The sequence below is a fragment of the Streptomyces nodosus genome (assembly GCF_008704995.1).
Lineage (GTDB): Bacteria > Actinomycetota > Actinomycetes > Streptomycetales > Streptomycetaceae > Streptomyces > Streptomyces nodosus.
Genome location: NZ_CP023747.1, coordinates 6,387,672 through 6,406,179, shown reverse-complemented (window position 1 = coordinate 6,406,179; position 18,508 = coordinate 6,387,672). Strand labels below are relative to the sequence as shown.

The following is an 18,508-nucleotide window of genomic DNA, read 5'->3' as shown; positions in this document are numbered from 1 at the left end:
CCCGCCGCGCTCACCGGGATCGCGCCCGATGAACCCGGTCACCGCACCGGGCTCACGAGGAGTGGACCACCGCGTCCAGATGCGGCAGATGGTGGTCGAGCCGTTCCCGCTTGGTCCGCAGATAGGTGAGGTTGTTCTCGCCCGGCGGGATCAGCAGCGACACCTGCTCGTCGACCGTGATGCCGTGCCGCACCAACGCCTCCCGTTTGCGCGGGTTGTTGGAGAGCAGGCGCACCGACCGTACGCCGAGATCGTGCAGGATCTCCGCGGCGACCCGGTAGTCACGCGCGTCCACCGGCAGGCCCAGGGCGAGGTTGGCCTCGACCGTGTCCAGGCCCTCCGCCTGGAGCTTCATCGCGCGCAGCTTGGCGAGCAGACCGATGCCACGGCCCTCATGCCCGCGCAGATAGATCAGGACGCCGCGTCCCTCGGCGGCGATCTCCCGCAGCGCGGTGGAGAGTTGGGGTCCGCACTCGCAGTGCGTGGAACCGAAGGCGTCTCCGGTCAGGCACTCGGAATGGAGCCGGACGAGCATCCCCCGTTCCTCGATGTCGCCGTGGACCAGGGCGACTTGTTCGTCGCCGCGGGCATGGTCGAGGTAGCCGACGGCCTGGAAATCACCATAAGTGGTGGGCAGCGGGGCGTTCACCACCCGGGTGACTCCATGGCGCGGTTCCTGTACTCCTCTGGGAACTCCCGAGAGAGGAGCAGTCCCGCCGAGTACGCCTTCATTGTCTGTCATGATCTGTTCCTATCTGGTGAGCGCAGGCGGTACGAGACGAAAGGCCGTGGGAAAATGAGCGGTTCGGGAAGTTCGGATGGTGCGGGGACGCCGTCGGCGGGTGACACGGTCGCCTCGGGGCCGTCGCCCGCGGCCACCGCCGGTGTGCTGCCGTCGGACACCTCGCGGGATGTGAGCGAGCGGGCGACCGGTCCGTATCGTCAGGTCGCCGTCCTGCCCGTGGGCAGCTACGAACAGCACGGCCCCTACCTGCCGTTGGCGACCGACACCCTGATCGCCTGCGCGATCGCCCGCGAGATCGCGGCGGCTTATCCGGTGCATCTCCTTCCTCCGGTGACGATCTCCTGTTCGCACGAGCACGCGGCCTGGCCGGGGACCGTGAGCATCTCCGCGGTCACCCTGCATGCGGTGATACGGGACATCGCCGCCTCGTTGGCCCGCTCGGGTGTCGAGGCGCTGGTGGTGGTGAACGGTCACGGCGGGAATTACGTCCTCGGCAATGTCGTCCAGGAATCCGCCGGAAACGGTGTGCGTATGGCGCTTTTCCCGGCCGCGGAGGACTGGGAAACGGCCCGGGAGCGAGCCGGAGTACGCACCTCGCTGCTCAGTGACATGCATGCCGGGGAAATCGAGACCTCCATTCTTCTGCACTGCCATCCCGAATCCGTCAGGCCCGGTCACGAGACCATGGATTTCCTCGCCGACGACCGCAGGCATCTGCTCACCCTCGGGATGTCGGCCTATACCGAGTCCGGTGTCATCGGGCGTCCCTCGCTCGCCACCGAGGAGAAGGGACGACGGCTGCTCGCCGCGCTCACCGACTCCTTCGAGGCGTATTTCTCCCTGGTCGCCTCGGACAAGCCCCAGGGCGACGCCCCGGGGTCCGAAGGCGAAGGGGCGAGGTCCCTCTGACGGGGCGTCGGTGAGGTCACCCGGCGTACCGGGACGGAGCCCCGGGTGGGGGCACGGGGCGTGTGGGGGATGCGCTCCGTGCCCCCGCCCCGGGCCCTCCCGGACCACCGGGCGAGCAGGACGAGGATGCCGGGCAGACTCGCGACAAGGCTGAGGACGCCGTACACCACCGCGACGGTGAGCCCGGTGTCCGTGCCGAGGCCGGCCACGCCGAAGGCCCAGGCGGTGACGCCCTCCCGGGGGCCCCAGCCGCCGATGTTCAGCGGGATCCCCATGGCGATCAGGGCGAGCAGCGCCAGCGGCAGCAGGGTGACCGGGGAGGCGTGCGATCCGGCGACCCGGGCGGCCACCAGGAACATCAGCAGATGCCCGGCGAGCACCACCAGGGACGAGACCAGCACGACAGGCCAGCTGCCGCGGGACAGCAGGGCGGTTCGCACCTCGGCGAGCACGGCGCCCGGCTCCCGGCGCCGGCGCGGCGGGCGGGAGCCCCGGACCGCCCGCACCGCCACCACCAGGGCCAGGGCACCGACCGCCACGAGCGCGAGCGGTCCGGAGAGCTGACGAGCCTGGCCCAGCACCGGCGAGGGCATGATCAGCAGGACGGGCACCCCGACGGCCACCAGGGCCAGTTGCCCCGCGGTCCGTTCCAGTACCACGGCACGGACCCCCCGGCCGAGGTCACCGGCGCTCTGCCCGTGGCGTACCGCGCGGTGGACGTCGCCGAGCACCCCGCCGGGAAGCGCCGCATTGAGGAACAGCGCCCGGTAGTAGTCGGCGACGGCGGGACCGAACGGCAGCCTGATGGCCAGCGCACGGGCCACCCGGCACCAGCGCCAGGCGCTGAACACGGTGGTCAGGGCGCCGATCCCGAGCCCGGCGAGCAGGGCGGCGCCGTCGATGCGTCGCAGCCCGTCGAGGAACACCCCGGTGCCGAGCCGCCACAGCAGCACACCGAGGATGACGGCTCCGGCGACGGTGCCGAGATGTCGGCGCAGGGCGCGCGGGACGGAACGGCGGGGGGACGGCGCCGCGTCGGCCGGGGCCGCCGGGACGGCTGCGGCTGCGGCCCCGGCGGGCACGGTTCCGGGCGCCGCCTCCCCCGTCTCCGCCCGGGCGACGGTCTGCGCGGTCATCCGCTGTCTCCCGTCGGCCGGGGCAGGACCAGGAGGTCGTCATGGTGCACCACCACGCGCAGTTCGCCCGCCGCACAGGTGGCCAAACGATCATGCAGATACGTATCCGCACGGGCCGCGAGCCCCGGCCGCTGTTCGACGGCCGCGCCGACCCAGCCGCGCAGCCATTCCTCGGTCAGCTCCCCCTGCTCAGGGCCGAGGACCCAGGCGCTCGGCTGGGTCAGTACGGTCGCGCCGAGCCGGCCGAACGCCTCGCGGGCGGTGTCCACCGCGTCGGGTCCGAGGAGTTCGCCGCGGCACTGGTGCGCGTTGAACGCCTCCTGGATCTCCTCGTCCATGGGGTGTGCGGGGGTGAGTTCCACCCGGCCGGCCACGGTGAGCGTCAGCAGGGCCGGGCAGCCGGCGCCCGCACAGGCGGCGGCGAGGGTGCCGATCTCCTCGGTGGTCAGGACGTCCAGGAGCGCGGAGGCGGTCACCAGTGAGGCTCCGGTCAGGGCGTCGGGGGTGAGCCGGCCGATGTCGCCGCGCTGGGTGGTGACGGTCACCGGGCTGCCGTCGGCCGCCGCCCGGGGCGCCCCCGCCGTGGCGAAATGGAGCAGATACGGGTCCCGGTCGTGCAGCACCCAGTGCTGGGCGCCGTCCAGGAGCGGGGCGAGCCACCGCCCCATCGAACCGGTGCCGCAGCCCAGGTCGTGCACCACCAGGCCGGTGCCGCGCCCGGGCCGGTTGGCGAGCCGGACGCGCAGCGGGTCCAGCAGATCGTGTGCGCGCGCCGCGGCGTCGGCGGGCTCCCGCAGGCGGAGCCACTGCGGGGCGTAGCGCGGGACCTCGGATTCACCGGGGACGGGGGCGGGGATCGCGGAGAGCACCGCGGGTCCCGGGTCACCCGCGGGGGTCTCGGGGCTCGTCGGTGTCGTGCTGGTGTTCATGCGGCCCTCCGGGGCTCATGGCGCAGCCGTCCCAGGACGCCCGCGAGGCTGCGGGCGGTGGTGGCCCAGCCGTCCAGCGCGGCGCGCCGGCCGCGCGCCGCGGCCTTGAGCCGGCGCCGTACGTCGGCCTCGCCGAACCAGCCGCGCAGTTCCGCGGCGAGGGCGGCGGGGTCCTCCGGCGGGACCAGGATGCCGGGCACCCCGCCGTCGGGGGCGCGCCCGACCGCCTCGGGGAGTCCTCCGACATCGGTGGCGAGAACCGGGATGCCCCGGGCGAGCGCTTCGGTGACGGCCATGCCGTAGGTCTCGGCGTACGAGGTGAGGACCATGAGGTCGGCGGCGGCGTAACTGGCGTCCAGTTCGGCCCCGGAGCGGGGTCCGGCCAGCTGCAGCCGGTCGCCGAGGCCGTGACGGGCGATGAGGACGCGCAGGCGGGCCACGTACTCGGGGTCCTGGCCGAGGCCGCCGACGCAGACGCAGGTCCACGGCAGATCGGTGACACCGGCGAGGGCCTCGATCAGCCGGTGCTGTCCCTTGCGCGGGGTGACCGCGGCGACGCACAGCAGCCGAGACACCCCGTCGGTGCCGGGGGCGAGGGGCGCGATGTCGGCACCGGGCGCGGCGACATGAACCCGTTCGGGGGCGAGACCGTGGTGGGAGACGAGCCGGCGCACGGCCCAGTCGCTGGTGGCGACGACGGCGGACACCGCCCTGAGGACGGCGCGCTCCTTGGCGTCGAGTTCGGCGGCGGCGCGCGGGTCGAGGCCGGTCTCGTCGCCGAGCGGCAGATGCACGAGGACGGCCAGGCAGAGCCGTTCGGCCTCCGGCACGACGATCTCGGGGACGCCGCAGGCGACCAGGCCGTCCAGCAGCACGACCGTGCCGTCGGGCAGTTCCCGCAGGGTGCGGGCGAGTTCGGTGCGCTCGGGGGCCGTCGGCCGGGGCCAGGATCCCGCGACGAGGTGGCGGTGGACCTGCCAGCCGAAGCCGGGCAGGTCCAGACAGATACGGCGGTCATAGGCGTTGCCGCCGCTGGGGGCCGTCGCGTCGTCGACGCCGCCCGGCATGACGAAGTGCACGGTGCGCAGGGACATGGGAACGATGTCGGCGGGGGCGGGGGCCCGGTGCCGCGCGGACACCTGGCCGGGGGACGGCCGGTCGGCGGTCAGGGGGCCGGCCGGCCGGCTCGCGGTGTCCGGGAGCGGCTGGTCGAGGGTCGTGTCGGTCACAGGGCACGCTCATAACTCGCCCAGGCGATGTGCGACTCGTGCAGGGTGACGGCGAGGGCGGAGATGCCCCGCGCGTTCTCGCCCAGCGCGCCCTGGTGGATGCGTTCGGCGAGCCGGTCGGCGATCACCTTGGCCAGGAACTCCGTCGAGGTGTTGGTGCCCTCGAAGTCCGGCTCGTCGTCGAGATTGCGGTAGTTGAGCCCGCCGACCACGGCGCCGAGCTCCTGCGTCGCCAGCCCGATGTCGACGACGATGTTGTCGTCGTCCAGCTCGGCGCGACGGAAGGTGGCGTCCACCAGGAACGTCGCCCCGTGCAGGCGCTGCGCGGGCCCGAAGACCTCGCCTCGGAAGCTGTGGGCGATCATCAGGTGATCGCGGACGGTGATGCTGAACAACGGACGACCCTCCAGGTGCGGTGCGTCTGATCCCCTGCCGGGGCCCGCCGTCTAGTACGGCCGGCCCTTGCGCGTTGTTCAGCTGCCCGTTCTCCGTGTTTCGATACCCGGGGAATTCCTCGTGGGGTTCCCCGGGTTCCGGGCGGCTCGGGCGGCGGGGCTCAGCCGGCGTCGTACAGGACTCGATGGCACAGCCCCTTCAGCTCACCATCGGCGAGGCGGGGCAGCACCTCGGGGAGGTCCTCGAAGGGGGACTCACCCGTGATCAGTGCGTCGAACGCGGGTTCGGCGAGCAGTTCGAGGGCCAGGGCGAGGCGGTCGGCGTAGGTGCGTCCGGCGCGGGCGCGCGGCGAGACGGTGCCGACCTGGCTGCCGCGCAGGGTGAGACGGCGCGAGTGGAAGGCCTCGCCGAGCGGCAGGGTGACCCGCCGGTCGCCGTACCAGCTGAGCTCGACGACGGTGCCCTCCGGGGCGAGCAGTTCCAGGGACCGTACGAGGCCCTGTTCGGTGGCGCTGGCGTGCACGACGAGGTCGCAGTCGCCGAGGGCGTCCTCGGGCAGCGCGAAGTCCACGCCGAGCGCGCGGGCGGTGCCGGCACGCTCGGGGTCGGCGTCGACGAGCTGGACGCGCACCCCGGGATGGCGGGCGAGGAGGGCGGCGACACAGCCTCCGACCATCCCGCCGCCGACCACCGCGATCCGGTCCCCGATGAGCGGTCCGGCGTCCCACAGCGCGTTGACCGCGGTCTCGACGGTGCCGGCGAGGACGGCGCGCCCGGCGGGCACGGAGTCCGGCACGACGGTGACGGCCGAGGCGGGGACGACATACCGGCTCTGGTGCGGATACAGGCAGAAGACGGTCTTCCCGGCCAGTTCGGCGGGCCCGTGTTCCACCTGCCCGACACTCAGATAGCCGTATTTCACCGGTGCCGGGAAGTCGCCCTCCTGGAAGGGGGCACGCATGGCGGCATGCTGACTCTCCGGCACTCCACCGCGGAAGACCAGGGTCTCGGTGCCGCGGCTGACACCCGAGTACAGCGCCCGCACCAGCACCTCCCCGTCGCCGGGTTCCGGCAGCTCCACATCGCGCAGCTCACCGTGCCCCGGCGAGTGCAGCCAGAAGGCCCTGGCGGTGAGGTCCATCTGCGTCCTCCTGAACGATCCGGCGTCTCATCACGTAACGCAGCTACGAGAAGTCGCGCACAAGGTACGTGGCGAAGATCGAATCTGTCACTCGGCCGGAGGGTGAGCGGTGGCCCTGAACCACACATATGACGTACGGCTGTTGCAGCAGGAGACGACCGTGGGAGCGGGCGTGCAGGTGCTGCTGCTGGCCTTGCTGGGGGCGGTGATCGGGATGGGTACGGCCGGCTGGCTGACCGGGCTGGCGTTCGCGCTGGGCACCTGGGCCGTCCTCACCCGGGCCGTGCTCCGCTCCCGGCTGCCCTCCTTCGGACCGGCCAACCGGGTGACGCTGGGCCGGTCGATCCTGGTGGGCGGCGTCACCGCGCTGGTCGCGGACTCCTTCGAGAGCGCGCCTCCGGTGACCTTGTTCGTGGGGCTGACGGCGGTGGCGCTGATCCTGGACGGGGTGGACGGCAAGGTGGCCCGGCGCACGGGCACGGCCACCGCGCTCGGCGCCCGGTTCGACATGGAGGTCGACGCGTTTCTGATCCTGGTGCTGAGCGTGTATGTGTCGATGTCGCTGGGCCCCTGGGTGCTGCTGATCGGCACGATGCGCTATGTGTTCGTGGCGGCGGCCCGGCTGCTGCCCTGGCTGAACGGCCAGTTGCCGCCCAGCACGGCACGCAAGGCGGTGGCGGCCTTCCAGGGCATCGCCCTGCTGGTGGCCGCCTCCGGTCTTCTGCCGCACGGGGCGACGGTGGGCCTGATCGCGCTCGCGCTGGGGTCCCTGGTCTGGTCGTTCGGGCGCGATGTGCGGTGGCTCTGGATCACCCACGACCGGTCCGCGAAGGCGCCGACCGGCCAGGAGGCCCCGCAGCCGGCAACCGGCGGCTGACCGGCGGTGGGGCACCGTGCCGGAGGCGCCCCCGGTGTCCGGCGCGGGCCGACGCCCCGCCGGGGCACGGCAGCAGGCCCGGGATGACGCGGCCGGCCGGCGCGGCTCACTCCTCGCGGCGACCGGATGCGGTTCCGCCCCGCTCGATCCGCTCGATCCGGTCGATCCGGTCGATCCGGTCGATCCGGTCGATCCGGTCCAGGTTCTCCCGGTCCTCGGGCTCCTCGTCGGGCTCGGCCGTGAACCAGGCGTCCAGGATCTCCTTGAGCAGCGGCTCCGAGGTCAGCCGCAGGCTCAGCGCCAGCACATTGGCGTCGTTCCAGCGGCGTGCTCCGTCCGCCGTGTAGGCGTCCGTGCACAGCGCCGCCCGTACGCCCGGCACCTTGTTCGCGGCGATCGACGCTCCCGTACCGGTCCAGCAGCACACCACCGCCTGGTCCGACCGCCCGTCGGCGACCTCGCGGGCCGCGGCCTCCGAGCACATGGCCCACCGACGGTCGTCCCCGGGGCGCAGCGCACCGTGCGCCAGCACCTCGTGGCCGCGGTCGCCCAGCTCCGTGACCAGGAGACGGGCCACGGGTTCGTCCATGTCCGAGGAAACAGAGATCCGCATGTCCCGGAGCCTACCCGCGCAGGCCGTTCACCCGGCCGGGTGGCGGGAGGGGGTTCGGGCGGGCGCTCGGCCGGACGGTACTTTTCGGTTGCCGGATCCTGGCGTTCCACCGGATCCGGGCTGCGAGAGGATGAACGGGGCGGCGCCGGAACAGGTGTCCGCATCCGATGGCTGAAGTCGGTCCGCCCTGCGGGGCCCTGAGGAAGTTCCGGTGATCCATGTCCAACGACGGCATCGTCGAAGTCGGCCCCGATGTGTATCTGGTGGCGGGGACCAGCACCAACTGGGTGATCGTCAAGGACGGTGACAGCGCCACCCTCGTCGACGCGGGGTATCCGAAGGACCGGGAGCGGCTCCTCGCCTCCCTGGCCGCGGTAGGTGTGTCCCCTGCCGCCGTGGAAGCCGTGCTGATCACCCATGCGCACAACGACCACTTGGGCGCGGCCGAGTATCTGCGCCGCACCCATGGGACGCCGGTGCTGATGCACCGGGAGGAGCTGCCGCACGCACGGCGCGAGTTTCTGCACCAGGTCTCGGTGGGTCAGGTCCTGGCCAACGGCTGGCGTCCCGGTGTGCTGCCCTGGGCCGTCCACGCCCTGCGCGCGGGCGGAAAGACGCATGTCCCCGTCGTCGATCCGCAGCCGTTCCCGCGGGAGGGCCGGCTCGATGTCCCCGGGCGTCCCCTTCCGGTTCCGACGCCCGGTCACACCGACGGGCACTGCGCCTACCAACTGCCCGACACGGGCACGCTGATCACGGGAGACGCACTGGTCAGCGGCCATCCGACGTCCCGTCAGCAGGGGCCGCAGCTGCTGCCCCGGATGTTCCACCGCGACCGGTCCCGCGCCCTCGACTCCCTGAGCGCCCTCGAAGAGCTCGACGCCGATGTCCTGCTCCCCGGCCATGGCCCGATCGTCCGCACCACCGCCCGCGCCGCGGTCGAGCACGCCCGCGAACTGGCCGCCCGGGACGGCCGTCCCTCGTAGGACGTGTTCCGAGGTACCGTCTGCCCCGCGGCCGTGGCCTGAGGGCCGGCCGCAGCCGTGGCCCGAGGGCCGGGGCGACCGTCGGTTCACCCCGGTGGCGCCGTTCCCCTCTTCACCCGGGTCCCGTCGTGGGCGTGCACCGGGTCCCGCGGTGGGCCTTCACCGCGTCCCTCCGTGGGTGTTCACCGGCTCCTGTGGTCCGCCGGTGCGCCCGCGCGCGATCCGGGGGTGCCGTCCGAGGAGGGGCGGCAGGGCGGGCACGGTCAGAAAGCCCTCGGCGCGGGCGCTGGCGATGCCGATGCGCGGGATGTCGCTGGTCTTCTCGAACAGCAGGAAGCGGGGCTCCCACACCGGCCGGTACTTGGCGTTGGCGCGATAGAGGGACTCGATCTGCCACCACCGGGAGAAGAAGGTCAGCACCGAGCGCCACAGCCGCAGCACGGGTCCGGCGCCCAGACGGGAACCGCGTTCGAAGACGGCGCGGAACATGGCGAAGTTCAGCGACACCCGCTCGATGCCGACCTCGGGGGCCCGCAGCAGCAGCTCGATGACCATGAACTCCATCAGGCCGTTCTCGCTGTCGCGATCGCGCCGCATCAGATCGAGGGAGAGGCCGTGCGCGCCCCAGGGGACAAAGCTGAGCATCGCCCGCGGCTCGCCCTCGCGGTCGAGGCACTCCAGCATCACGCAGCTGTCGTCGGCGGGGTCGCCGAGTCGTCCCAGGGCCATGGAGAAGCCGCGCTCCCCGCCGTCGCGCCAGTCGTCCGCCTTCTTGATCAGGGTGGCCATCTCGGACTCGGGGATGTCCCCGTGCCGGCGGATCCTTACGGTGTGACCGGCGCGACGGACCCGGTTGTGCGCCTGTCGCACGACCCGCATCGCCCGGCCCTCGAGGCTGAAGTCCGCGACCTCCACGATCGCCTCGTCACCCAGTTCGAGGGCGTCGAGGCCATGGCGGGCGTAGATCGTGCCGGCCTCCTCCCCGGCGCCCATCACGGCGGGAGTCCAGGCGTGCCGACGGGCCTCCTCCAGCCAGGCGTCGATGGCGCCCGGCCAGGCCTCGGGGTCGCCGATCGGATCGCCGGAGGCCAGGGTGACACCGCCGATCACCCGATAGGCGATCGCGGCCTTGCCGCTCGGGGACCAGATGACCGCCTTGTCGCGGCGCAGCGCGAAATAGCCGAGGGAGTCGCGCTCACCGTGCTGGTCGAGCAGGGCGCGCAGCCGCCGTTCGTCCTCCTCGCCGAGGAGTTCCCGGCCGCGGGGCGCGCGGAAGCAGGCGTAGAGGACACAGAGCGCGGAGAGCGCGATCAGGATGTTGATGGTGATGTCGACCCAGCGCGGGGCGTGCACGGCGTCGATACGGTCGGCGAGCGGGCCGACGCTGACGCCGCGCAGCAGGGTGTAGGCGATCCTGTCCAGGAGGGAGGCGCCGGGCAGTTGGTTGGTGGCGCTCACCAGCAGGGTGCCGATACCGCCGCTGACCAGGACTCCGCAGCCGGCGACGATCAGTGCGAGCCTCGGATTGGAGCGGTCGCCCACGGCCCGGAACTCCCTGCGGCCGAGCAGCAGCGCGGCCACGAACAGCCCGGTGAGCAGGACGGAGATCCAGTCGAAGACATGTCTCCGGTAGGGGGCCTGGGTGAGGGCGAGCACATAGAGCACGAACAGCGGGCCGGCCAGCAGCAGATTGAAGATCCACGCGGCGCGTTTCCGGCGCCGCATCACCACCGCCAGGAACAGCGCAAGGACCGCCGAGACCAGTCCGGCGGTGGCCAGATACGGGGTGAAGAGCTCCCCGCCGTTGTGCTCGTGGACCTCTTCGCGGAAGGACAGCGAGAGCACCGCGACGATGTTCAGCACGGCCAGCAGCCTGAGGTACCAGACCGTGGCGGCGGCCGCCCCCGGGCGCAGGCGCGACAGAAGCGGCGGCCGCTGCTCCGCCGCGTCCCGCGGGCACTGGGCGCGCTGCTGGGGAAACACCGGTTTCTGACGTGCGGGCACCGCGATGACTCATCTCGACGAAAGGCCGGAACGACCGGCGTGGACGGAAGCGACACAGGGGACGGGGGGCGCACTACCCACTGTTCTCCCTGCATACTCCGATCGACCCTACATTTCGTAGGGGTTTCATGGGGCCCTGGAAGGTAGGAGTCAGGCAAGGACCGAACCGGGACGCCTGGGGCTCGGGGCTCAGGGCTCAGGGCTCAGGGCTCAGGGCTCAGGGCTCGAGGCTCGAGGCTCGGGACTCGGGACTCGGGACTCGGGACTCGGGACTCGGGACTCGGGACTCGGGACTCGGGACTCGGGCGAGGGTGGCTTGCCCGACGGGGAGGCGGGTCGCGGCTACGGCGCCCTGTCCGCCACGGGGTCCTGTCCGCGTCCGAGATCCATACACCCGGCGTCCACACGCCCGGCATCCACACCCCCGACGTCCACGCGCCCGAGATCCACGCGTTCGGCAGCCAGATGCTCGAGCTCCGCGCGTTCGAGATCCGCGCGTTCCAGCAGGAAGGGCACCAGCCCCCGCTCCATCACCGCGCGCTCCCAGTCCTCACGGGCACGGCGAACCCCGGGATCCCGGTCGGCCGGATCGTCACCGTGACCGCCGTCGCGGCCCCGCGCCCGGGCGGCCAGGAGCCAGGCGAGGTCACCGAGGGCCGCCCCCGCCGTCACCGCGGCGGCGATCACCCCGGACATCACCAGACCGTCTCCGGCATGCGGGCGCGCGGCGAAGGCACGCAGGCCGAAGCCGCACAGCAGAAACACCCCTGCGGCCACCACCCCGAGGCTGGGCACCAGCACCGCGAGCACCAGCAGCAGCCGGTCGGTACGGCCGTCGCCACGTGCGGGGCGCCCGCCGGGCGCGAGGACGGCGGCTCGGAGCGCGGCATAGCGCTCGTATTCATCGGTGGCGACGCCGAGGAGGGTGTCGCGCGCCTCCAGCGCCCGCGCGCGCAGCCGCTCATGCGACCGGCGCGCGCCGGCGGTACGGATCGTGGCCGCCACCCGTGGAAGCCCCAGGGCCCGGTCGACCATCCGCTCGAAGATCGGGCCGTGCTCCGGTGACGGCTCCTCGGACTCCCGCACAGATCCCCCGAACGGCGACAACACCCCGGCCGTAACCGACCGGCGGACGGACGAGCCAAACCCTACAACATGTAGGACGTCCGTCCGAGGGGCTGCGCGGAGGTGCCCTGGGACAGGGGCCCACTTCCGGCCAGATCATCCGCTCAACGTTCATCGGCGGACCGGGCGTACAGGCCGGTACACGCCCGTTTGCCGTCCACCTCCGCGCAGGCTTCCACCCCTTCGGGGGAGGTCACGGCGATCAGGGGGCTCTCCGTGCCGCCGGAACCGCCCCCCGGGTACGCCGCGGACAGCACGTCCTGCCCCGAGCGGACGGAGACGACCCGGGCCGCCGACGACGGAGCCTGGACCTCGGCCCAGGCCGCACCGCAGGACGGGGAGTACACCAACCGCACCGCATAGGAGGCGGCCCGGACCGTGCTCTTGGTCTGTGCGTCACGGTCGCAGGCGGACAGATCGGGCTGCTGTCCCTGACAGGAGGCGCCCCGGCACCGGGACGCGGGCGGCGCCTGCCGCGCCCCGCCGGGCGCCGCGGAGCGATGGGCCGCGACCAGGGCGAGGGCCACGGCCGCGACGGTGACGATCAGGGCGAGCACCGGCAGCGGCAGCGCCCGGATCCCGGCGGGCCGCGCCAGGGGGCGGTCCTTGCAGGGCGGCGCGCCCACGGCTGCCGGACGGTCGGCCGCCTCCCACTGGGCGAGTATGGGGGCGGGGTCGTCACCGGCGAGCCGGGCGAGCGCCTCCACCGCCGAACGAGGGGGTCGCTGGGCGCCGTTGAGATAGCGGTGCCAGGCGGACTTGCTGTAGGGGGTGCGCGCGGCCAGGGCCGCAAGACTGAGACCGGTGCGCTTCTTCAGATCGCGCAGCTCCGCCACGAACGGCTCGTCCATCCGCGCCGACGAGGTGCCGTCCCCCTGCTCGTCGGCCGACGCCGTCCCCTCCGCGCCCGCCGTCACGGTCTCGGTCCCTGGGGCTGTTGCATGAACTGTCCTCAACACCTATTCCACTTTGGGCGGTTCGCCCTGGTTGTTGGGATGTGTGCCCAGGGGTGTGGTGTCGCCACACATCGAGTCCCCGAGGAGATGGGCGAATTGCCCGGGCCGAGGCTCGCATACGTTCTGCCCGGACACCCACGGGTGACCGGGCAGAACACTCCTTCGGGAAGGTCGACGGGCCGCTCCCTCAGGAGAGATGGGAGGCGGACCCCGTCAGCACCAGGGCACGGCGCTCCCTACGCGGACATAGTGGGCGGAGACATACCCCCTGCCGTGGGCGAGCCGGTACCAGTGCCGGTTCCCGTGGACGTACGAGCCGTGCCTCTGGCACGACACCAGCAGACGGGCGTGGCCGTGGCGGTGGCCGATGACGCGGTAGCCGAAGCCGGGGCCGGAGCGGACGTTCAGCGAGACATGGCGTGCGCCGACACGTCCCAGGGCGTGGGAGCGGTGGTGGTAGGCCGTTCTTGTGGCGTGATGGACATGACGGATGTGATGGGCGCGGCGCACATGGCAGTGGTGACGGAAGTGGTGGTGGCGGGCGTGGTGATGGCACCACCGCGTCGCGTGCCGCGCTCGATGGCTGACCGGCGCGTTCCGGGCGGAGTCGGGGAACAGGACATGGGCGCGGTGCGGGGCCGTCGCGACGAGCGGCGCCGGGACGACGTGGTCGCTCTCGGCGGCCACGGCTGCCGTGGGCACCAGCGCGAACAGCGCGACCGTGGCCAGCAGACCGCCCTGCAGTGTCCGACGAATCATGGAAACCTCCGTGCTGACAGTGCCGATCACGAGACGTGATCTCACGTCGCCCAGCGTTTCCTTGCCGACGCACCGGAATTCCGTTCCATCGGCCCCCGGGACGCGAGGGACGTCCCCCGGGACGGAAGAGCACCGTCAACTGCGCACCGCGCGCCGTCCCCCGGTATGACCGGCACGAATCCGCACGCCCTTGGCCGGCTCCGCTGCCGGGGGTCCCCCCACTCCCGCGCGGGCGGGCCGGGGCGAACAGCCGTGTTCCGGCACACCGGGCCCGCTGCTCCCCACCTCCGGCCGGCGCTCCGGGCAGGGCGTCGGCCGACACACCCCGGGCCGGGGGTCACCTTCGCCACAGGAATCTGCAAAGCACCAGGACCGCGACACCGCGACCCCCTCCTCGCGTAGGCAGGTTTGCGATGGCCGGGCCACCCAACTCACCCCCGTACGCCGTTGACTACGGAAAACACTCCCCCTTTGCAATCTTCTTTATGATCGTTAACGATCTGTCCCCTTCGCGATGACATCCTGGCTCCGGATACTGTTGGCAACCGCGATCAGTGTCGACTGCGCGACGGCGCAACAGTCATACGTATACAGACAGGTGAACTCCATGCCCCTCGGCCTGCTCCGCCGTCTGCGCCCCCGCACCGCATCCGCTGCCGGGCCGGACCTTTCACTGCCCTTGCCGGCCGGCGCGGGCGCCTTCGGCTGCGAGGTCGTCGACCCCACAGGACAGCCCATGGCCGGTGCCGAGGTCACGGTGACCGCGCTGGACAGCCATCGCGTCGCGACCCACGGCACCACCGATCCGTACGGCTTCTTCATGGCGGCGCTGCCCCCGGGCTCCTACGGCCTGCGGATCGCGGCCGAGGGGCTGTCGCCCGCCCGCGAGACCATCGAGATAGCCGCCGGCGTGGCCCCTCCCCCGGCGCACATCACACTGGACCCTGCCCGCCAGCTGGAACTCCCGCCGACCGGCACCTGGTTGTTCGACCCGCCGCACACCGCGATCCGGTTCATCGCCAAGCATGTGGGCATGGCCCACGTCCACGGCCGCTTCACCCGCTTCGACGGCGGCATCCGCGTCGCCCCGAACATGGGCGACTCCCAGGTCTCGGTGCGCATCGACGCCTCGAGCATCTCCACGGGCAACAAGACCCGTGACAACCATCTGCGCTCCGCCGACTTCCTCGACGTCGAGCACTACCCGTACATCGACTTCGTCAGCAGCCGGTTCATCTACCGCGGCGGCTCCAAGTGGACCCTCCAGGGCACCCTCACCATGCACGGCACCAGCCGCTCCGTCGGCCTGGACACGACCTACCTGGGCACGGTGAACGGCGGCTACGAACAGGAACTCCGCTGCGCGGCCCTGGCGAAGGCGGAGCTGCACCGTGAGGACTTCACCCTGAACTACCGCTCCATGCTGGCCCGCGGCATCGCGGTCGTCGGCCCGACGATCCAACTGGAACTGGACATCCAGGCGATGTACCACACCTCGGACACGCCTACGCCGCCGGAGTAGGCGTGTCAGCGAACGCCGTGTCTCAGCCCACCCTCTTCCACTCCTGGCACCGGTTGGTCTTGAAGTACTCGCCCTGATTGAGCGTGACACGGCCGGGGCCCTGCAGGTTGTTGTTGGCGATGATGGCGTCGAACTCCCCGCTGGCGTTCTTGGCCCTCTCCCAATAGCACCCGAACCCGCCGTCCGGACCGGCCGTCTTGTAGGTGCCGGCCTTGATGTCCTCGCCGACGACGTACTCGCCCTCGCCCGAGAAGCTGTCCGCCGGGCCGGATTCCTGCGTCTTCTTCGGCTTCGCCGTCACCGTCTTGGTGACGGTGGGAGCGGGCTCGGGGTCACCGGCCTCGGCGGTCCTGGTGACCGTGACCGTCGGCTGGGGTGCGGCCTTGGCGTCGGGGGCGCCCTTGCCGCTGTCCGCCGAGCCGTCACTGTTACCGATGCCGACTCCGACGAACAGAGAAACCAGGGCGACCGCACCGTACTTCAGCCACCCCCTGCTGCGGCGGGCGGGCTGTCCGGGGCCGGTCGGGGCACCAGGGCCGAAGGCACCGTGTGCTCCCTGGTCGGGCTGCGGGGACGGCTGCGGGAAAGTCATGGTCTGTTGTTCCTTTTCTGTGGTCCGCGAAAGGCGATACGCACTGCGTGGCCCGCGCGGCGTGACGAGACGGCCGCCAAGTAGTGAGCGGCCCCCGGACGGCATGGAGGGGAGCGGCCGGGCGGTGCCGCTCCCCGGAGTGTTCTGAGACGGGCGCGGACAGCGCTCCGGCTGGTGCCGACACTCGGCGCGCCGGACCGGAATGGCACAGCACGACACGACGGCACGCACGTTCCCGACAGGCGCCCTGTCGGATGACCGCCCCCTAGTGGAAGCAGCCACAGACAAACATAGACACGAAAGCGTCGTCAACCACGCCACCGGACTTGACGAGTGTTGTAGGTTGTTGATGTCCGCTACGAGAGGCCCAGGACTCCGCCATGCCCCAGTCATCCGCCCAGGTGACCGCCGCCGAGATTTCCCGCATCGCGGGGGTCACCCGCGCCACAGTGAGCAACTGGCGCCGCCGGTACGGCGACTTCCCGGCCCCCTCGGGCGGCACGGAGAGCAGCCCGTTGTACGACCTGGAGACCGTGCGCACCTGGCTCGCCTCGCGTGGTCACGCCTCGGCGGCGAACCCTTCGGAGGAGCTGCGTACGACCCTCCGCCTGCACGCCCGGAGCAGCGGCAGCGGCACCTCGGACCTGCTGCTTCTCGTCCTGGCGGCAGCCGGCCGCTCACCGGAGGAACTGACCTCCGCCGTGCGGTTGCCGGACCCGGATCTCGTCGCCCGCGCGGAGCGCGACGCGGCGGACGTCGCGGAGGCCGTACCCGGCGCGGACGCGGTCCGCTTCAAGACGATCGACGCCACGGTGCTCCGGGCGCTGTACTCGTGTGTACGTGACGAGGGCGGCCAGGCCGCGCTGGGCGTGCTCGCGGAACGCGAACTGGAGGACAGCGCGGCGAGCGGCACGTACCAGACGCCCGCGCCTCTCGCGGATCTGCTCGCTCGCCTGATCCCCGGCACCCCGGCGCGTGTCTTCGACCCGGCGTGCGGCAGCGGCACCCTGCTCGCGGCCGCCGCCCGCCACGGCGCGCAGGAGCTGTACGGCCAGGACTCCCTGCCCGTGCAGGCCCGACGCAGCGCGGTGAGCCTGATGCTCACGGCCCCCGAGACGGCGGTCACCGTGCGCGCCGGTGACAGTCTGCGCGCCGACGCCTTCCCCGACCTGACCGCGGACGCGGTGCTGAGCAACCCGCCGTACGGCGTCCGGGACTGGGGGCACGACGAGTTGGCGTACGACCCGCGCTGGGCGTACGGGGTTCCGGCTCGCGCCGAGTCGGAGCTGGCCTGGGTGCAGCACGCGCTCGCCCATCTGACACCGGGCGGCTACGCGGCCCTGGTCCTGCCGCCCGCCACGGCCGGCCGCGCCTCGGGCCGCCGGGTGCGGGTGGAGCTGGTGCGCAGCGGGGCGCTGCGCGCGGTGATCGCGCTGCCGGTCGGCGCGTCGGTGCCGTTGCACGTCGGGCTGCAGATCTGGGTTCTTCAGCGGCCCGAACCGGGCGGCGCCGAGCGCAAGTCGGTGCTGTTCGTCGACACGGCGCAGGCGGCGACGGGAGCTGATGCCGGCCGTGGTGGGACGGCGGGGCCCCGGACGCGGGGCGGCAGCCGCTCCACCTCCCTGGACTGGGCCGCCGTCACGGCGCGGGTCCTGAGCGCCTGGCAAGCGTTCACGGCGGACCCGGACGCCTTCGACGGCGAGCCCGGTGTCGCTCGCGCGGCCGGCGTCGTCGACCTCCTGGACGACGTGGTGGACCTGACCCCGGCACGGCTCGTACGGGCCTCCCGGGCCGAGGTCGATCCCGCCGAGCTGTCGGCGGAGGTGGACGCGACGCGACGTGATCTCGTACGGGCCGCCAAGTCCCTCGGAAAGGCCGCGGGCTACGACGACTGGAGCGCGACCGGCCCCTCGGCGCGCGAGTGGCGGACGGCAACGGCGTCGGACCTCGCGCGGGGAGCTGCTCTGACGCTGCTGCGGACGGTTCCGGAGAGCGGGCGCGGACGCGGGGAGGGCGGCGGCGAAGAACATGGGGCCGTCCGGGTCCTCACTGGCGCCGACATTGTTCGGGGTTCGGGTCCCACGGGCGACCCGGCTGAGCTTCGCGGTGACACGGCACCCGTGATCGCCGTCGGGGACGTGCTCGTACGCGCGGTCGCGAGCGGGGGCGGCCCGATGGCACTGGTCGCCGGCGAGGAGGAGGCAGGGGCACTGCTCGGCCCCCACATTCACCTCTTCCGGCCGGATCCGACGCGGCTGGACCCCTGGTTCCTCGCCGGGTTCCTGGGCGCGGAGGACAACATCGCGGGCGCTTCCACGGGCAGTACGGTCCTGAATGTCAGCCCGGGCCGGCTGCGCGTTCCCTTGCTGCCACTGGAGGAGCAGCGACGGTACGGGGAGGCATTCCGGCGCGTGCATGAGCTACGGGCTGAGGCACAGCGGGCGACGCGCCTCGCTGAGGAGACGGCGCGGCTGCTGTCGGGCGGGCTGACCGGAGGACAGTTGCTCCCGTTGCGGGATGTCGGTACGGCCACACCGACCACACGAACGCAAACTGGCGATTCACCTCGCTAGGCAGACGCACCTCCAC

The 18,508-nt window shown here is 72.4% G+C and carries 16 protein-coding genes and 1 pseudogene; 5 read left to right on the top strand and 12 right to left on the bottom strand.

What is annotated here, in order from left to right:
• Positions 1 to 52: 52 nt before the first annotated feature.
• Positions 53 to 742: a GTP cyclohydrolase II gene (gene ribA / locus CP978_RS28515; RefSeq protein ID WP_043445475.1), complete on the bottom strand. Its 690-nt coding sequence runs from the start codon at positions 740 to 742 to the stop codon at positions 53 to 55.
• Between the two features lie 54 nt (positions 743 to 796).
• Between ribA and CP978_RS28510 the strand changes: the two genes are divergently transcribed.
• Positions 797 to 1,654, top strand: a complete 858-nt coding sequence (locus CP978_RS28510; protein WP_079162351.1) for a creatininase family protein — start codon at positions 797 to 799, stop codon at positions 1,652 to 1,654.
• Positions 1,655 to 1,845: 191 nt separating this feature from the next.
• Here the strand turns inward: CP978_RS28510 and CP978_RS35850 are convergent.
• The 5 genes and pseudogenes from CP978_RS35850 to CP978_RS28485 all read right to left on the bottom strand — a co-directional run.
• Positions 1,846 to 2,790: pseudogene (locus tag CP978_RS35850) on the bottom strand (lysylphosphatidylglycerol synthase transmembrane domain-containing protein); the annotation flags it as partial.
• The gene (locus CP978_RS28500; protein WP_043445469.1) at positions 2,787 to 3,719 is read right to left on the bottom strand and encodes a trans-aconitate methyltransferase; all 933 of its coding nucleotides are present in this window, start codon (positions 3,717 to 3,719) and stop codon (positions 2,787 to 2,789) included. The gene CP978_RS28500 and the pseudogene CP978_RS35850, both read right to left, overlap by 4 nt.
• The gene (locus tag CP978_RS28495; RefSeq protein ID WP_079162568.1) at positions 3,716 to 4,813 is read right to left on the bottom strand and encodes a glycosyltransferase family 4 protein; all 1,098 of its coding nucleotides are present in this window, start codon (positions 4,811 to 4,813) and stop codon (positions 3,716 to 3,718) included. The genes CP978_RS28500 and CP978_RS28495 overlap by 4 nt, the downstream gene beginning before the upstream one ends.
• A gap of 131 nt (positions 4,814 to 4,944) precedes the next feature.
• Entirely contained in the window at positions 4,945 to 5,343 is a 399-nt protein-coding gene (locus tag CP978_RS28490) for a 6-pyruvoyl trahydropterin synthase family protein (RefSeq protein WP_043445464.1), read from the bottom strand.
• Positions 5,344 to 5,504: 161 nt separating this feature from the next.
• Entirely contained in the window at positions 5,505 to 6,485 is a 981-nt protein-coding gene (locus CP978_RS28485; RefSeq protein WP_043445460.1) for a zinc-binding dehydrogenase, read from the bottom strand.
• Positions 6,486 to 6,594: 109 nt separating this feature from the next.
• On the opposite strand from CP978_RS28485, the gene CP978_RS28480 reads away from it, so the two are divergent.
• Complete coding sequence (locus tag CP978_RS28480) at positions 6,595 to 7,362, top strand: CDP-alcohol phosphatidyltransferase family protein (protein ID WP_150478327.1); 768 nt, start codon at positions 6,595 to 6,597, stop codon at positions 7,360 to 7,362.
• Positions 7,363 to 7,468: 106 nt separating this feature from the next.
• Here the strand turns inward: CP978_RS28480 and CP978_RS28475 are convergent, their stop codons facing one another.
• Positions 7,469 to 7,975: an RpiB/LacA/LacB family sugar-phosphate isomerase gene (locus tag CP978_RS28475; protein ID WP_052454340.1), complete on the bottom strand. Its 507-nt coding sequence runs from the start codon at positions 7,973 to 7,975 to the stop codon at positions 7,469 to 7,471.
• 218 nt (positions 7,976 to 8,193) lie between these two features.
• On the opposite strand from CP978_RS28475, the gene CP978_RS28470 reads away from it, so the two are divergent.
• Positions 8,194 to 8,961, top strand: a complete 768-nt coding sequence (locus CP978_RS28470) for an MBL fold metallo-hydrolase (protein WP_043445455.1) — start codon at positions 8,194 to 8,196, stop codon at positions 8,959 to 8,961.
• 159 nt (positions 8,962 to 9,120) lie between these two features.
• Here CP978_RS28470 and CP978_RS28465 read toward each other — a convergent pair whose 3' ends face one another.
• The 4 genes from CP978_RS28465 to CP978_RS28450 all read right to left on the bottom strand — a co-directional run bounded on the left by CP978_RS28465 (position 9,121) and on the right by CP978_RS28450 (position 13,805).
• A complete protein-coding gene (locus CP978_RS28465) occupies positions 9,121 to 10,965 on the bottom strand; it encodes a phosphatidylglycerol lysyltransferase domain-containing protein (RefSeq protein WP_079162350.1) in 1,845 nt (614 codons plus the stop codon).
• A gap of 342 nt (positions 10,966 to 11,307) precedes the next feature.
• On the bottom strand, positions 11,308 to 12,051 hold the full coding sequence (locus CP978_RS28460) for a hypothetical protein (protein WP_052454339.1): 744 nt from the start codon (positions 12,049 to 12,051) through the stop codon (positions 11,308 to 11,310).
• Between the two features lie 143 nt (positions 12,052 to 12,194).
• Complete coding sequence (locus tag CP978_RS28455) at positions 12,195 to 13,007, bottom strand: helix-turn-helix domain-containing protein (RefSeq protein WP_052454338.1); 813 nt, start codon at positions 13,005 to 13,007, stop codon at positions 12,195 to 12,197.
• A 252-nt stretch (positions 13,008 to 13,259) separates the two neighbouring features.
• On the bottom strand, positions 13,260 to 13,805 hold the full coding sequence (locus CP978_RS28450; protein WP_144401501.1) for an SH3 domain-containing protein: 546 nt from the start codon (positions 13,803 to 13,805) through the stop codon (positions 13,260 to 13,262).
• A 607-nt stretch (positions 13,806 to 14,412) separates the two neighbouring features.
• Between CP978_RS28450 and CP978_RS28445 the strand changes: the two genes are divergently transcribed.
• Positions 14,413 to 15,327 carry a YceI family protein gene (locus CP978_RS28445; protein ID WP_043445452.1) on the top strand — a complete coding sequence of 305 codons (915 nt, stop codon included), beginning with the start codon at positions 14,413 to 14,415 and terminating at the stop codon, positions 15,325 to 15,327.
• Between the two features lie 22 nt (positions 15,328 to 15,349).
• Here the strand turns inward: CP978_RS28445 and CP978_RS28440 are convergent, their stop codons facing one another.
• On the bottom strand, positions 15,350 to 15,919 hold the full coding sequence (locus tag CP978_RS28440) for an Rv1352/Rv1906c domain-containing protein (protein WP_227745491.1): 570 nt from the start codon (positions 15,917 to 15,919) through the stop codon (positions 15,350 to 15,352).
• A 380-nt stretch (positions 15,920 to 16,299) separates the two neighbouring features.
• On the opposite strand from CP978_RS28440, the gene CP978_RS28435 reads away from it, so the two are divergent.
• Positions 16,300 to 18,492: an N-6 DNA methylase gene (locus tag CP978_RS28435; protein ID WP_174498690.1), complete on the top strand. Its 2,193-nt coding sequence runs from the start codon at positions 16,300 to 16,302 to the stop codon at positions 18,490 to 18,492.
• Positions 18,493 to 18,508: the final 16 nt, after the last annotated feature.